General features: G+C 69.9%; 14 protein-coding genes. 6 read left to right on the top strand and 8 right to left on the bottom strand.

The genetic code is table 11. The features are described from left to right. Window positions 1-20 precede the first annotated feature (20 nt). The 3 genes from ACFWN2_RS25485 to ACFWN2_RS25475 form a co-directional block, all read right to left on the bottom strand. A complete protein-coding gene (locus ACFWN2_RS25485) occupies window positions 21-743 on the bottom strand; it encodes an SGNH/GDSL hydrolase family protein (protein WP_382431355.1) in 723 nt (240 codons plus the stop codon). A 49-nt stretch (window positions 744-792) separates the two neighbouring features. Beyond that, on the bottom strand, window positions 793-1,848 hold the full coding sequence (locus ACFWN2_RS25480; protein WP_382431353.1) for a lactonase family protein: 1,056 nt from the start codon (window positions 1,846-1,848) through the stop codon (window positions 793-795). 190 nt (window positions 1,849-2,038) lie between these two features. Continuing rightward, window positions 2,039-2,869: a PPK2 family polyphosphate kinase gene (locus tag ACFWN2_RS25475; RefSeq protein WP_382431351.1), complete on the bottom strand. Its 831-nt coding sequence runs from the start codon at window positions 2,867-2,869 to the stop codon at window positions 2,039-2,041. A 140-nt stretch (window positions 2,870-3,009) separates the two neighbouring features. Between ACFWN2_RS25475 and rocD the strand changes: the two genes are divergently transcribed. After that, window positions 3,010-4,239: an ornithine--oxo-acid transaminase gene (rocD, locus tag ACFWN2_RS25470; protein WP_382431349.1), complete on the top strand. Its 1,230-nt coding sequence runs from the start codon at window positions 3,010-3,012 to the stop codon at window positions 4,237-4,239. Window positions 4,240-4,318: 79 nt separating this feature from the next. Further along, window positions 4,319-5,704, top strand: coding sequence for a DUF2252 domain-containing protein (locus tag ACFWN2_RS25465; RefSeq protein ID WP_382431347.1), 1,386 nt, complete (start codon window positions 4,319-4,321; stop codon window positions 5,702-5,704). Here ACFWN2_RS25465 and ACFWN2_RS25460 read toward each other — a convergent pair. Then, a complete protein-coding gene (locus ACFWN2_RS25460; protein WP_382431345.1) occupies window positions 5,664-6,290 on the bottom strand; it encodes a hypothetical protein in 627 nt (208 codons plus the stop codon). The two genes, ACFWN2_RS25465 and ACFWN2_RS25460, sit on opposite strands and share 41 nt — an antisense overlap. Window positions 6,291-6,343: 53 nt before the next feature. Here ACFWN2_RS25460 and ACFWN2_RS25455 point away from each other — a divergent pair, with 53 nt between their 5' ends. Continuing rightward, a complete protein-coding gene (locus ACFWN2_RS25455) occupies window positions 6,344-6,748 on the top strand; it encodes a GNAT family N-acetyltransferase (protein WP_382431343.1) in 405 nt (134 codons plus the stop codon). Here the strand turns inward: ACFWN2_RS25455 and ACFWN2_RS25450 are convergent. Both ACFWN2_RS25450 and ACFWN2_RS25445 read right to left on the bottom strand, forming a co-directional pair. Next, the gene (locus tag ACFWN2_RS25450) at window positions 6,745-8,340 is read right to left on the bottom strand and encodes an ABC-F family ATP-binding cassette domain-containing protein (protein WP_382431341.1); all 1,596 of its coding nucleotides are present in this window, start codon (window positions 8,338-8,340) and stop codon (window positions 6,745-6,747) included. The two genes, ACFWN2_RS25455 and ACFWN2_RS25450, sit on opposite strands and share 4 nt — an antisense overlap. Before the next feature lie 49 nt (window positions 8,341-8,389). Continuing rightward, window positions 8,390-8,635, bottom strand: coding sequence for a DUF3040 domain-containing protein (locus ACFWN2_RS25445; RefSeq protein ID WP_382431339.1), 246 nt, complete (start codon window positions 8,633-8,635; stop codon window positions 8,390-8,392). A gap of 109 nt (window positions 8,636-8,744) precedes the next feature. Here ACFWN2_RS25445 and ACFWN2_RS25440 point away from each other — a divergent pair, with 109 nt between their 5' ends. Continuing rightward, window positions 8,745-9,896: a M48 family metalloprotease gene (locus tag ACFWN2_RS25440; RefSeq protein ID WP_382431337.1), complete on the top strand. Its 1,152-nt coding sequence runs from the start codon at window positions 8,745-8,747 to the stop codon at window positions 9,894-9,896. Here the strand turns inward: ACFWN2_RS25440 and zapE are convergent. Then, complete coding sequence (gene zapE, locus ACFWN2_RS25435; protein ID WP_382431335.1) at window positions 9,885-10,874, bottom strand: cell division protein ZapE; 990 nt, start codon at window positions 10,872-10,874, stop codon at window positions 9,885-9,887. The two genes, ACFWN2_RS25440 and zapE, sit on opposite strands and share 12 nt — an antisense overlap. Window positions 10,875-10,940: 66 nt before the next feature. Here zapE and ACFWN2_RS25430 point away from each other — a divergent pair, with 66 nt between their 5' ends. After that, complete coding sequence (locus ACFWN2_RS25430; RefSeq protein ID WP_382431332.1) at window positions 10,941-11,594, top strand: dihydrofolate reductase family protein; 654 nt, start codon at window positions 10,941-10,943, stop codon at window positions 11,592-11,594. A 17-nt stretch (window positions 11,595-11,611) separates the two neighbouring features. Beyond that, window positions 11,612-12,676, top strand: coding sequence for an ATP-dependent DNA ligase (locus tag ACFWN2_RS25425; RefSeq protein ID WP_382431330.1), 1,065 nt, complete (start codon window positions 11,612-11,614; stop codon window positions 12,674-12,676). On the opposite strand, the gene ACFWN2_RS25420 is transcribed toward ACFWN2_RS25425, so the two are convergent. Then, window positions 12,673-13,542, bottom strand: a complete 870-nt coding sequence (locus ACFWN2_RS25420) for a DMT family transporter (RefSeq protein WP_382431328.1) — start codon at window positions 13,540-13,542, stop codon at window positions 12,673-12,675. The two genes, ACFWN2_RS25425 and ACFWN2_RS25420, sit on opposite strands and share 4 nt — an antisense overlap. Between the last annotated feature and the right edge of the window lie 60 nt (window positions 13,543-13,602).

The following is a 13,602-nucleotide window of genomic DNA, read 5'->3' as shown; positions in this document are numbered from 1 at the left end:
AGCCGAGCGGGATTCAGGCCCTAGGCCGCCAGCGCCTGGAAGTACGCGGCCTGACCTGCCTTGTTCGGGTGGTAGGAGTCGGCGGTCGGGTTGGTCAACCCGTTGATCCACGGCTTGGGCGAGCACACGCCGTGGTGCGCAAACGCTTCCCTCACGTCCACGTACCGCGCGCCGGCCCGTTCGGCGGCCTTGGCGATCTCGCCGGACAGCTGGTCGGCGGCGTCGTTGAGAGCCGCGCGCTTGACCGCCGACAGCGTCCGGCAGTCGTCGTCCGGCGTGAACAGCCGCGGGTAGCCGAGCACGACCAGCCTGGCGTTCGGCGCGGTCTCCCTGATCGTGGCGTAGGTGGTGTCGAGCCGGCCGGGCAGTTGCTCGTGGGCGAACGCGACCGCCGTGGCGACCCGCGCCGAGCAGGCCGCGTCACCCTTGAGCGTGCACGCGGTCAGGACGTCGGCGAACCCCAGGTCGTTGCCGCCGATGGTGATCGTGACGAGCGTAGTGGCGGCCGTGAGCGCGCGGAACTGCGACTTCAGCGACTTCGTGGTCGCGCCGCTGCACGCCACGAACTTGAACGACGGGAACTCCGTGCCCTGCAACGCCGGGTAGGCGTTCGAGCTGCGGCGGCACGAGCCCTCCACATAGGAACCGGCGCCCGCCCCGGACGCGTAGGAGTCGCCGAGTGCGACGTACTCCGGTGCGATCGGTGCGGGCGCCAGCAGTGCGACAGCGAGTACTCCAGCCATGAAACCCATGAAGCCGGACTACCACTGTGGACGGTCGACTTGTAGTCGGTTAACCCAGACGTGTGGGCAGCACGCAGACCGGGATGGCGGTCTGCAGCGCGGTGCCGGACGGGGTGAGCTTGCCGGTCGCCCTGTCCACCTTGAACGACGTGACGTTGTTCGAGTTCTGGTTCGCTGCGAACAGCAACGACCCGGACGGGTCGAACGTGATGTGCCGCGGGTACTTGCCACCGACCGGCGTGGTGCCGACGAGCGTCAGCCCGGCGCCGTCGACCGCGAAGTGCGCGACGCTGTCGTGCCCGCGGTTCGACAGGTAGACGAACTTGCCGTCGGCAGAGACCAGCACCTCGGCCGGGTAGTTCTTCACCCCACCGGACGGCGCGGTCGGCAGCACCTGGCCCGGCGCGAGCTTCCCGTCGGCGTACGCGCAGGTCACGATGGTCGAGTCCAGCTCGTTCGCGACGTACGCGGTCTTGCCGTCCGGGTGGAACGCGATGTGCCGCGGTCCTGCGCCCGGCTTGACCTTCGCCTGCGAGACCTGCGTCAGCTTCCCGCCGGTGAACGAGTACACGAACACCGAGTCCGCGCCCAGGTCGACCGCCGCCGCGTACTTCCCCGCCTGGTCGAACACGATGTGGTGCGCGTGCGGGCCCTGCTGGCGCTCCGGGTCCGGGCCGGAGCCCTTGTGCTGGACCTTCTGCGTGCGCGCGCCGAGGCTGCCGTCCGCGTTGACCGGGAAGACGCTGAGCGAGCCGGACGAGTAGTCGGCCGTGATCAGGAACTTCCCGGACGGGTCGAGCGTGAGGTGGCACGGGTCGGCGCCGCCGGTCGCCTGCTTGTTGATCACCTTCAGCGTGGCCGCGTTGATCGCGGTGACCTCGCCGGCGGTGTTCTCGTTGACGGCGTAGAGGAACCTGCCGTCCTTCGACTCGATCACGAAGGACGGGTTGACCACGCCCGGGATCACGCCCGTCGACTTCAGCTGCCCGGTCGCGGTGTCGTAGGTGCCGATGCCGATGCCCTTAGCGCCCCCGCTCCACGTCGTGTAGGCGCCGAAGAACACTCTCCGGGTGGCGGCAGCCGCCTCAGCGGTTCCTCCGGTCATCAGCAGTCCAGCTCCTACGCCCATGGCTCCGAGAAAACGTCGCCGGTCCACACCCACGTCCGCACCTCCGGGATCAACTTTCGGCGGCGGCGCAGCCCACACTGGCCTAGACCACTACGGCCAGGCAATAGGTGCAATCAAGATTGCAGTCAGCGCAACGTTTCCGACGAGACGAGACGGTCCGTCTCGTTCACCTCAACGGGTCGTTGTTGACCAGCCGGGCCTTCTCGGCCTCCAGGTCGTAGGCGGGCGGCGGGAACTTCGGGTCCATCTCGCGCAGGGTCTCCAGCAGCAACCGGCTGATCGCCCAGTTCCGGTACCACTTGCGGTCAGAGGGAACGGCGTACCAGGGCGTGTCCCGGCAGTTCTTCAGCGCCTGCGTGTAGGCGTCCTGGTACCTGGACCACTTCGACCGGACGTCGATGTCGGCCGGGTTGTACTTCCAGTTCTTCTTCGGGTCGTCCAGCCGCGCGAGCAGCCGTTCCTTCTGGACCTCCGGCGAGATGTGCAGGAAGCACTTGACGAGCACGACGCCGTTGTCCGCGAGCTCCTGCTCGAAGGCGTTGATCTCCTTGTAACGCCCTCGAATCTCCGCGGCCGTGAGCAGGCGTTCTACTTTGGGCACGAGGACGTCCTCGTAGTGGGAGCGGTCGAACGCGCCGATGCGGCCCTTCTCGGGGAGGACCTTCCTGATGCGCCAGAGGAAGTACTGACGACGTTCGGCGGGAGTCGGTTTCTTGAACGACGCGATGCGCACGCCCTGGGGGTTCACCAGACCCATGACGTGGCTGACGACGCCGCCCTTGCCGGAGGTGTCCATGCCCTGCAGCACGAGCAGGACCGCGCGAGAATCCTCCGCGTAGAGCGCCTCCTGCAGGGCGTCCAGCTCGGCTCCGGTGGCGGCGAGGTCCTCGGCCGCCTCCTTCTTGTTCTTGGGGCCGACCGGCCGACCGGCCGGGTCGAGGGTGGAGAGGTCCACCTCATCGAGTCGCAGGGCGTCACGCACCGACTTCTTAGCCATCACCAGACCGTAGCGATTCACCGTCCAGTCCGCCTGCTGTGCAAGACATCACCACCGAATGGTGAATCTACGCAACGAACTGAGGCCGTGCGCAATGCTTGGCGGCTGAAATCGCTTGTTCCGGCCCCTAGCCTTGGAGGATGACCGCCATCGCTGAGCACAACACCACCACCAGCGCGGACTTCGTAGCACTCGACGAGGAGTGGAGCACGCACAACTACCACCCGCTGCCGGTGGTCATCTCGCACGGCGAGGGGTCCTGGGTCACCGACGTCGAGGGCCGCCGCTACCTGGACTTCCTGTCCGGCTACTCGTCGCTGAACTTCGGGCACCGCCACCCCGCCCTGGTGGCCGCCGCCGTCGAGCAGCTCGGCCGCGTCACGCTGACCAGCCGCGCGTTCCACCACGACCAGTTCGGCCTGTTCTGCCGGGAGCTCGCCCAGCTCACCGGCACCGAGATGGTCCTCGCGATGAACTCCGGCGCCGAGGCCGTCGAGTCTGCGATCAAGGTCGCGCGCAAGTGGGCCTACCAGGTCAAGGGCGTGCCGGAGGGCACGGCCGAGATCATCGTCGCGGGTTCCAACTTCCACGGCCGCACCACGACGATCGTGTCGTTCTCGACCGACGAGACGGCGCGCAACGACTTCGGGCCGTTCACGCCCGGCTTCAAGGTCGTGAAGTACGGCGCGCTGGACGAGATCGAGTCCGCGATCACGCCCAGGACCGCCGCCGTGCTGCTCGAACCGATCCAGGGCGAGGCCGGCGTCGTCGTGCCGCCCGCCGGGTACCTGGCCGGGATCCGCCGCCTGTGCGACGAGCACGGCGTGCTGATGATCGCCGACGAGATCCAGTCGGGGCTCGGCCGCACCGGCGAGCTGTTCGCGCTGGACCACGAGGGCGTGCGCGCGGACCTCTACACGCTGGGCAAGGCCCTGGGCGGCGGCATCCTGCCGGTGTCCGCCGTGGTCGGGTCGCGCGCGGTGCTGGGCGTGCTGAAGCCGGGCGAGCACGGGTCGACGTTCGGCGGCAACCCGCTCGCCTGCGCCGTCGGCCGCGCGGTCGTGCGGCTGCTGGCGACCGGCGAGTTCCAGGAGCGCTCGCGCACGATGGGCGAGTACCTGCACTCGTCGCTCGGTCAGCTGGTCGGGCACGGGGTGGCCGAGGTGCGCGGGCGCGGGCTGTGGGCCGGTGTCGAGATCGCGCCGGGCGGGCCGGTCGGTCGTGCCGCGTCCGAGGCTCTGGCCACGCGCGGGGTGCTGTGCAAGGAGACGCACGCGTCGACGTTGCGCGTCGCGCCGCCGTTGGTGATCACCCGTGACGAGATCGACCTGGGCGTGCAGGCGATCGCGGACGTCGTTCGTCCTGTTTAGGGCGATTTCTTCGCCTGGCTAGGTCACAAATGCGGCGGACGGGCCACGTTGCCCGTCCGCCGCATGCATCATGACCTGTATGGGTGAAAGGGTGCGTGCGCGGGCCGCTGCCGCTCTGGGCAGATGGGTTGAGCCGGAAGAGGTCTACGCGGAGGGACGCGCGCTGCGGTCCTCAGTGGACTTCAAGGCGCACCGCTCGATGTCGCTCGCCGCGTCGCGCCCGTCCGTGCTGGAGTTCCTGCGCGCCACCAACGAGGGCCGGCTGGAGAACCTGATCCCGTTGCGGATCGGCCGGATGCTGGAGAACCCGTTCGCGTTCTTCCGCGGTTCCGCCGGGCTGCAGGCGGGTGATCTCGCCGCCGGCTGCTCGACGGGACTTCACGCTCAGTTGTGCGGTGATGCACACGCAGCGAACTTCGGGCTCTACGGCACGCCCGAGGGCCAGATCGTCATGGACATCAACGACTTCGACGAGACGCTGCCCGGCCCGTGGGAGTGGGACCTCAAGCGGCTCGTGGCCTCGCTGGTGCTGGCCGGTCGCGTCGGCGGCGTGTCCGACAAGGGCTGCCGCGACGCCGCCGAGGACGCCGTGAGCGCCTACCGGGCGGTGATCAAGAAGCTCGCGGAGGTCCCGTTCCTGGACTCGTGGACGGCTCTCGGCGACGAGTCGACGCTGTCGAAGGTCAAGGCCGACGACCTGATCAACGACTTCTCCAAGGCCGCCGAGAAGTCGCGCAAGAACACCAGCGCGAAGTTCGCCGCGAAGTGGACCGCGCACGACGGTGAGAAGTGGCGGTTCATCACGAACCCGCCGACCTTCACCGAGGCCACTGCCCCGACCGCGGCGGCCGTGATCGCCTCGCTGCCGTCCTACGTGGACACCCTGCGCGAGTCGCGGACCAACCTGATCATGCGCTACGGCGTGTCGGACGTGGCGTTCCGCGTCGTCGGCACCGGCAGCGTCGGCCTGCGCAACTACCTGATCCTGTTGCACGGCAACGGCTCCGAGGCCCTGGTCCTGCAGGCCAAGGAGGCCAGGCCCTCCGCGCTGCAGCCGTTCCTGGACGTCGAACCGGCCAAGCACGAGGGCAAGCGGATCGTGCACGGTGCCCGCCTCGTGCAGGCGGAGACCGACATCCTGCTGGGCTGGACCACGATCGAGGGCCGGCACTTCATCGTGCGGCAGTTCCGCAACCGCAAGGGCGAGATCGACGCCACGACGCTGAAGCGCGACGACCTCGACGACTACGGCCGCTTCGCCGGCGCGCTGCTGGCCCGCGCGCACACCCGTTCGCTGGACCCCCGGCTGCTGGCCGGGTACTTCCAGAACGGCGGCGGCAACGACCTGGACGAGGCCTTCGCGAAGTACGCGTTCGACTACGCCGACCAGACCGAGGCGGACCACGAGGAGCTGACGAAGCTCGTCAGGAACGGGAAGCTGCCCGCGCTCGTCGAGGACCGCTGACCCGGCGGATGATCGCCTCGGACACGAGCCACAGCGTGACGGCGTTGAGGACGTGCCAGAGGAAGTGCGTGCCGCTCGGGATCGCGCCGCACAGCGGGTCGTCGAGGGTCCTGAGCGTGAGCGACGCCGCGAACACGGCGGCCGCGCCCGCGAACCACCTCCAGTCGCGCCCGGACAGCGGCGCGAGGACCAGCAGGGCGAGCAACGCGGGCAGGTAGATGCCGGGGCCCACGCGCACCAGCAGGCCGACAACGATCGCGAACACGATGAACACCGGTGCCGCGATCCAGGCCTGTGACCAGGGGATCCTGCGGTATTGGTGCGCGAACACGACCACGTAGTACAGGACGAACACCGCGATGAACGCGCTGTCGAGCGCCCCGGTCAGCCGGGTCGCGAACGTGTGGAAGCTCAGGCTCGCGACACCCACGAGGGCGAGCAGGACCGGGAGCGCTCGCAGGCTCGGCGGGGCCTGCCTCCTGAGCAGCAGGAGCGCCGCGAGCAGGAACGCGAGGTTCGTCAGGGCGTTGAGCGGCTCGGCCCACAGGCCGGGTCCGAGGCGTTCGCAGTAGGCGTCGACCGACACGCCAGCGGTTCTACCGCACGGAGATGAACACCGAGATTGCTTAGCCTGACGGTATGAAGATCCGCCGCGCCGCCTCCGCCGACGACGTGTTCGCCGCCGCGCACCTGTTCGACGCGCCGCCGCGGCCGGACGCCACCGCCCGGTTCGTGGCGCAGGATCACAGCCACCTGCTGATCGCGTACGTCGGCGACCGGCCGGCCGGGTTCGTGTCCGGCGTGGAGACCACGCACCCGGACAAGGGCACCGAGATGTTCCTCTACGAGCTGGGCGTGGACGACGCGTTCCTGCGGCGCGGCATCGGCACCGCGTTGGTCGAGGCGTTGAAAGCCCTTGCGGTGGAACGGGGTTGTTACGCGATGTGGACCGGCGCCGCCGCGGGGGACGCGGCGGCGCAGGCCACCTACAAGAAGGCGGGCGGGTCGGTCGACGACGGCGCCTTCGTCTCCTGGGAGCTCTAGGTCCAGACGGGTTCGTCCACTTCGGACACCCTGCCGTCCGCGCGGAAGTGCAGGAACCGGTCGAACGACTTCGCGAACCACCTGTCGTGCGTGACCGCGACGACCGTGCCCTCGAAGTCGTTCAACGCGTTCTGCAACGCCTCCGCCGAGGCCAGGTCGAGGTTGTCGGTCGGCTCGTCGAGCAGCAGCAACGTCGCCCCGGACAGCTCCAGCAGCAGGATCTGGAACCGCGCCTGCTGGCCGCCGGAGAGGTTCTCGAAGCGCTGGTCGCCCGCCTGGTGCAGGCCGTAGCGCTGCAACACCGCCATGGCGGCGCCCCGGTCCTTGCCGGTGCGCTGGCCCTCGCCGTGCCAGAGGATGTCCACGAGCGTGCGGCCGATCCACTCCGGGTGCTCGTGCGTCTGCGCGAACAGGCCGGGCACGACCCGCGCGCCGAGCTTCCAGGCACCCGACGTCCGGACGTCGTCGCCGCCGAGCAGCCGCAGGAAGTGGCTCTTGCCGGAGCCGTTCGAGCCCAGCACCGCCACCCGGTCGCCGAAGAAGATCTCCTGCGAGAACGGTTTCATGAGGCCGGTCAGCTCCAGCTGCTCGCACGTGATCGCGCGGATGCCGGTGCGGCCGCCCTTCAGGCGAGGGGTGACCTTCTCGTCGGTCGCGATCTCCGGCGGCGGCCCCGCGTCCTCGAAGCGTTGCAGCCTGCCGACCATCACCCGGTACTTGGAGCTCATCGACTCGTAGAACTTGGCCTGCTCCTGGAGCGTCCTCACCAGCTCCTTGAGCCGTGCGTGCTCCTCGTTCCAGCGGCGGTGGTCCTCTTCGAGCTTCTCGATGCGCTTGGCGCGGGCGGCGTGCCAGGTGCCGAACGATCCGGGGTGCGTCCACGCGGAGTGGGCCTCGACCGTGACGACGTGCGTGGCGGCGTTGGCCAGCAGCTCGCGGTCGTGGCTGACGACGAGCACGGCCTTGTCGGTGGCCCTGAGGCGGTCCTCCAGCCAGCGCTTGCCGGGGACGTCGAGGTAGTTGTCGGGCTCGTCGAGCAGCAGGACCTGCTCGTGGCCGCGCAACAGCGTCTCCAGGACCAGCCGCTTCTGCTCTCCACCCGAAAGAGTGCGCACCTCGCGGAACCGGGCCCGGTCGTAGGGCAGCCCCAGGGCGGCGACGGAGACGGTGTCCCAGAGGACCTCGACGTCGTACCCGCCGGCCTCGCCGTAGCTGGTCAGGGCGTTGGCGTAACGCATCTGGGCGGCTTCGTCGTCCGTGTCCATCAGCGCGAGCTCAGCCAGGTCGAGCTCCTCGGCGGCCCTGCGGAGCGCCTCCGGAGCGACCGAGAGCAGCAGGTCGCGCACGAGGCTGTCGTCGCGGACCGAGCCGATGAACTGCGGCATCACCGCGAGCCCGCCCTGCACGTGCACGCTGCCCTGCTTCGGGGTGAGCTCCCCCGACAGGATCCGCTGCAGCGTCGTCTTACCGGCACCGTTCGCGCCGACGAGCGCGACCACGGTCCCGCCGCTCACCTTGAACGAGACGTCGCGGAACAGCTCCCTGCCGTCAGGCAAGGTGTACGCGAGCCCGTTCGCTTCCAGATAACCCACGCCCGAGATGGTCGGGGGCAGAGGCCGGGAAAGCCAGCGAGTTTCGCGGCTAGCGGATGCGGTAGGGGAACTTGCGGAACGCCAGCACCGCCGCCGTGACCAGCAGGCACTGGAAGGCGGGGCCGAACGCGCCGATCACCGTCAGCAGCACCGCGAGGCCGCCGAAGACCAGCAGGAGTCCGTAGAACAGCCAGGGCCGCACCTGGCGGTTCATCGTGCGGGCGAGTCTCGGCTCGTCCGCCAGCAACCGCTGCTCGATCTCCTGGAGCGAGCGGCGTTCGGCTTCACTCAGCATCAGTGCCTCCGGAGGGCGTCGGGACGTCATCATTCCCGCCCGCTTCCAGTGGATACTCGAACGCCGCCGGAGTCAAACTCGCCGAACGGGTTCAGTCATACTCCCGCGCATGCCTGGGGGATGTTCGAAGAAGCTCGCGCTCAGACTCGACGCCGCGCAGTACGCCGCGTACGAGGGCACTCCGCCCACCCGCCCGCAGTGGACCGCGGCACGCGCGGCACTGGCCGCCATCTCCGTGGTCCTGGTGGCTTCGGTCGCCGCGCTCGCCATGTTCAGCGTGTGGCTCGTGACGCGGGACTTCCCGTCGTTCTTCCCGATTGTCGCCGGAGTGCCGCTGCTGCTGGTCGCCTGGGCGCTGCGACCGCGGCTGTGGAGCCCGGAGGACGTGTGGCACGAGCTGCACCGCGACGACGCGCCCGTGTTGTTCGCACTGCTCGACCGGGTCGCGGCGGCGGCCGGAACGCGGCTGCCGGACCGGATCGCGCTGGACGCCGAGTTCAACGCCTCGGCGGGCGCCCACGGATGGCTCCGGCGGCGGACGCTGACGATCGGGCTGCCGTTGTTCGGTGTGCTCTCGCCGCAGCAGCGGGTGGCGTTGCTCGGGCACGAGTTCGGGCACTTCGTGAACGGCGACCCGTCGCGCGGCCTGCTGACAGAACCCGCGGTGCGCACACCGTTGATCCTGGCCGACCTGGTCCGGCCGTCCGACTCGTTCGTCAGCGACAACCTGCTGAGCCAGCTGGCCGAGCGCGCGCTGTGGCCGTTCCAGGTGTTGCTGGAGAAGCTGTTCGTGGCCCTCGCCATCGGTGTCATGGCGGTGGCCTCGCGCGACCACCAGCGAGCGGAGTACTGCGCCGACGCGCTCGCCGTGCGCCTGGCCGGGTCGGCCGCCACGGCGGCGTTGATGACGGACCTCACCACCGGCGAACAACTCCGCGGCGCGATCGCGGCCGCCGAGCGCGGTACGCAGGCGAACGCCGAGACGGCCCGCCGCAACCACCCCGGCGCGGCGCGGTGGCGGGAGGCCGTGAACGCGTGGCGCGCTTCGGTCGACGTGGAGGCCGCGGCGGAGAAGTCGATCGCCGAGTCCTCGCTGTGGCGTGAACACCCACCGGCCGGGCTGCGCGCCCGGATCGTCCGATCGTGGCCGCACACCGACCCGTCGGTCGTGCTCAGCGACGCGGACTCGGCGCGGATCGACGCCGAACTGCACCGCTTCTACGCCCGCGCGGGCCGTGACGTCGTCTGGTCAGCGGCTTAGTGCGACGAGCCGCGACACCGCCCGCAAGTACTTCTTGCGGTAACCGCCGCGCAGCATCTCGTCGGTGAACAGCTCCGACAGCGGCTGCCCCGACACCGCCACCGGGATGTCGCGGTCGTAGAGCCTGTCGCCGAACGCCACGAGCCGCAGCCCGACGTTCTGGTCGGGCGCCGGCTTGACGTCCTTGAGGTGCACGGCGCTGACGCCGTCGAGCAGCCTGCCGTACTTCGACGGGTGGATGCGGCCGAGCGCCTTGCACAGGTCGTCGAAGTCGTCGAGGGTCGAGTTCTCGGTGTTAGAGGCTCTAACGACCAGTTCACCGTCTGACATCGGTGAGGGGGCGTCCGGCAGGCCGCGGTGGCGGTAGTCGGGGCCGTCGACGCGGACGACGTCGAACTTCGACGACATCGACTGGATCTCGCGCAGGAAGTCGGCGGCGGCGAAGCGGCCCTCGCCGAGCTTGTCCGGCAGCGTGTTCGAGGTGGCGGCGATGTGGACGCCCGCCGCCATCAGCTCCTTGATGAGGCGGGTGACCAGCATGGTGTCGCCGGGGTCGTCGAGCTCGAACTCGTCGATGGCGAGCAGCTTGTGGGCCGACAGCCGCTTCACGGCCTCGGGGAAGGTGAGGACGCCGACCATGTTCGTCAGCTCGACGAACGTGCCGTACGCCTTCGGGCCGGGGACGGCGTGCCAGAGGGAGGCGAGCAGGTGGGTCTTGCCGACGCCGAAGCCGCCGTCGAGGTAGAGGCCGAGCTTGCCCGGTTCGTCGTCGCGGGAGCCGAAGAGCGACCACTTCCTGCGGCGGGTGCTGACCCGCGCGGCGAACACGCGGCCCGCCTCGACCGCGGCGGCCTGCGAGGGCTCGTCCGGGTTGGGGATGTAGGTGTCGAAGCTGACGGTGTCGAACCTCGGTGGCGGCACCAGGTTCTCGATCAGCTCGTCTGGACTGATCACGGGATCCCGGTCGGACAAGCGCATGCCGGGAGCTTATCGGCGTGATGGGATGGCTCAGTGGAGATGTTGTGGCCCTCACCGGGCGTTGAGATGACCGACACAGCGCTTGAGTCGCTCTACGCCTACCCGCCGGACCGGACGTGGGTGACCGCGAACTTCGTGTCCAGCGTGGACGGTGCGGTGTCGGTCGACGGGCGATCGGCGGGTCTCGGGTCGCCTGCGGACAAGCGGATCTACCAGCTCGGGCGCGAGCTCGCGGACGTGGTGCTGGTGGGTGCGGGGACCGTGCTGGCCGAGGGGTACCGGAGTGCGCGGCGCGCCAGGCCGTTGCCGATCGCCGTGGTCACGGCCCGCGGGTCGCTGACGCCGGACCTGCCGCTGTTCACCGACACCGCCGTGCCGCCGATCGTGATCACGACCGAGGCCGCGGACCTGCCCGCGCTGCCGGCGGACGTGGTCGTCGCCGGGGAGACCGAGGTCGACCTGGGGCTGGCCGTCGCCGCACTGGCGGCACGCGGGCTGCACCGGATCAACCTCGAAGGCGGGCCGCGGCTGTTCGGGTCGATGGTGGCCGAAGGGCTGGTGGACGCGCTGAACCTCACCGTGGCGCCGGTGCTCGCGGTCGGGGACGCGTCGCGGATCGCGCACGGTTCGGTGACCCCGCCGGTGGACCTCGCGCTGGCGTCGGTGCTGCGCGCGGACGACGTGCTGTTGTTGCGCTACCAGCGGCGAAATTCCAGCTGAAGAGGCAGGATGTCCGCGTGGACCTACCGCTGACGCCACCTCTGCAGCCGATGCTCGCCACCGCGGTGGACGGGATCCCGGACGACGCGAACCTGTTCTTCGAACCGAAGTGGGACGGGTTCCGGTGCGTGGTGTTCCGCGCCGGCGACGAGGTGCTGCTGCAGTCGCGCAGCGGCAAGCCGCTCAACCGCTACTTCCCCGAGGTCGCCGCGTCGATGCTCGACGTGCTGCCCGACCGCGTGGTCGTCGACGGCGAGCTCGTGGTCGCGAAGAACGACGAGCTGGACTTCGACGCGTTGTCCGAGCGCATCCACCCGGCGGCCTCGCGGGTGGCGCTGCTCTCGGAGTCGACGCCGGCCACGTTCGTCGCGTTCGACCTGCTGGCGCTCGGGTCCGAGGTGCTGCTGGAGTCGCCGACGGTCGCGCGGCGCGAGGCGTTGCTGAACCTCGGCGGGCTGAACGTGACGCCCGCGACGACGTCCGTCGAGACGGCGAAGCAGTGGTTCACGCTGTTCGAGGGCGCCGGGCTGGACGGGGTGATGGGCAAGCCGTCGGACGGCCCGTACACGCCGGGCAAGCGTTCGATGATCAAGGTGAAGCACGCCCGCACCGCCGACGTCGTGCTCGCGGGCCTGCGCTGGCACAAGGACACGGAGCCGGGCACGGCGGTCGGCTCGTTGTTGCTCGGTGTGTACGACTCGAACGACCTGCTGCACCACATCGGCGTGTGCGGTTCGTTCAAGGCGGCCGAACGGCGTGAGCTCGCCGCCGAACTGGCGCCGCTGATCACCACGGGCGACGACCACCCGTGGGCGAATCCCCAGCAGGGGCAACGGATTCCCGGCGAGATCAACCGGTGGCGCGGCAAGCAGGCCGAGTACGTGGCGCTGCGACCCGAGCGGGTGCTGGAGATCCACTACACGCAGACCGAGGGCGAGCACCCGGTGCGGCTGCGGCACAACGGTCAGTTCGCACGGTGGCGGCCGGACCGCGAACCGCTGTCGTGCCGCTACGACCAGCTGGAGATCCCGGCCCGCTACGACGTGGCGTCGGTGCTGAAGGGTGAGCTCCGAGCCCGTTAGACGTCCGGTTTGGCCGATCGCGTCGCACCGACGGACGCGATCACGACGCAGCAGACTGCGGCCCACTGCGCGGGTTTCAGGTGCTCGCCGAGCAGCAGCAGACCGGCGAGCGCGGCGACGGCCGGCTCCATCGACATCAGGATCCCGAACACACGCGGTGGCATGCGGCGCAACGCTTCCAGCTCCAGCGAGTACGGGATCACCGACGACATCAGCGCGACCGCGAACCCCGCCGCGAGCAGCACCGGGTCGAGCATCGCGGTGCCCGCCGACGTGATGCCGAACGGCAGCGCGATCACCGACCCGATGACCATCGCGAGCGCGAGCCCCTTGCCGTCCGTCGTCTGGCTGCCGAGCTTGGCCGTCACCAGGATGTACGCCGCCCAGCACCCGCCCGCGGCCAGCGCGAACAGCACGCCCGTCCACAACAGACCGCCCTGCACGCCCGTGAGCAGCACGACCCCGGTGGCGGCGAGCAGCACCCACACGCCGTCGAGCCAGCGCCGCGACCCCGCGACGGCCACCGCGAGCGGGCCGAGGAACTCGATCGTGACGGCCGCGCCGAGCGGGATGCGGGCGAGCGACGCGTAGAAGCAGAGGTTCATCGCGGCGAGCACCGCGCCGTAGGTGGCGATCGTGACGAGCGTCCTGCGGTCGAGCCGCAGCGACGGGCGCCAGATCGCGACGAGGATGAGCGCGGCCATGACCAGGCGCAACGTCACCGTGCCCGCCGAGCCCGCGACCGCGAACAGCTGCTTGGCGAAGGCGGCGCCGACCTGCACGCTGACGATGCCGAGCAGCACGAGCGCCGTCGGCGGGACGCCGCCCGTGAGACGGGCGACGGGCAGCCGGTCGGCGTGATCCATGCCCCCCATCCTGTCTCACCTTCAATTCACCTGTGGCATGCGAGGCTCGGCCTCCCGGAG

This window comes from Lentzea sp. NPDC058436 (assembly GCF_042721515.1).
Taxonomy (GTDB): domain Bacteria; phylum Actinomycetota; class Actinomycetes; order Mycobacteriales; family Pseudonocardiaceae; genus Lentzea.
Note: the sequence above shows the minus strand (reverse complement) of the source record. Positions and strands in the feature narration are given on the sequence as shown.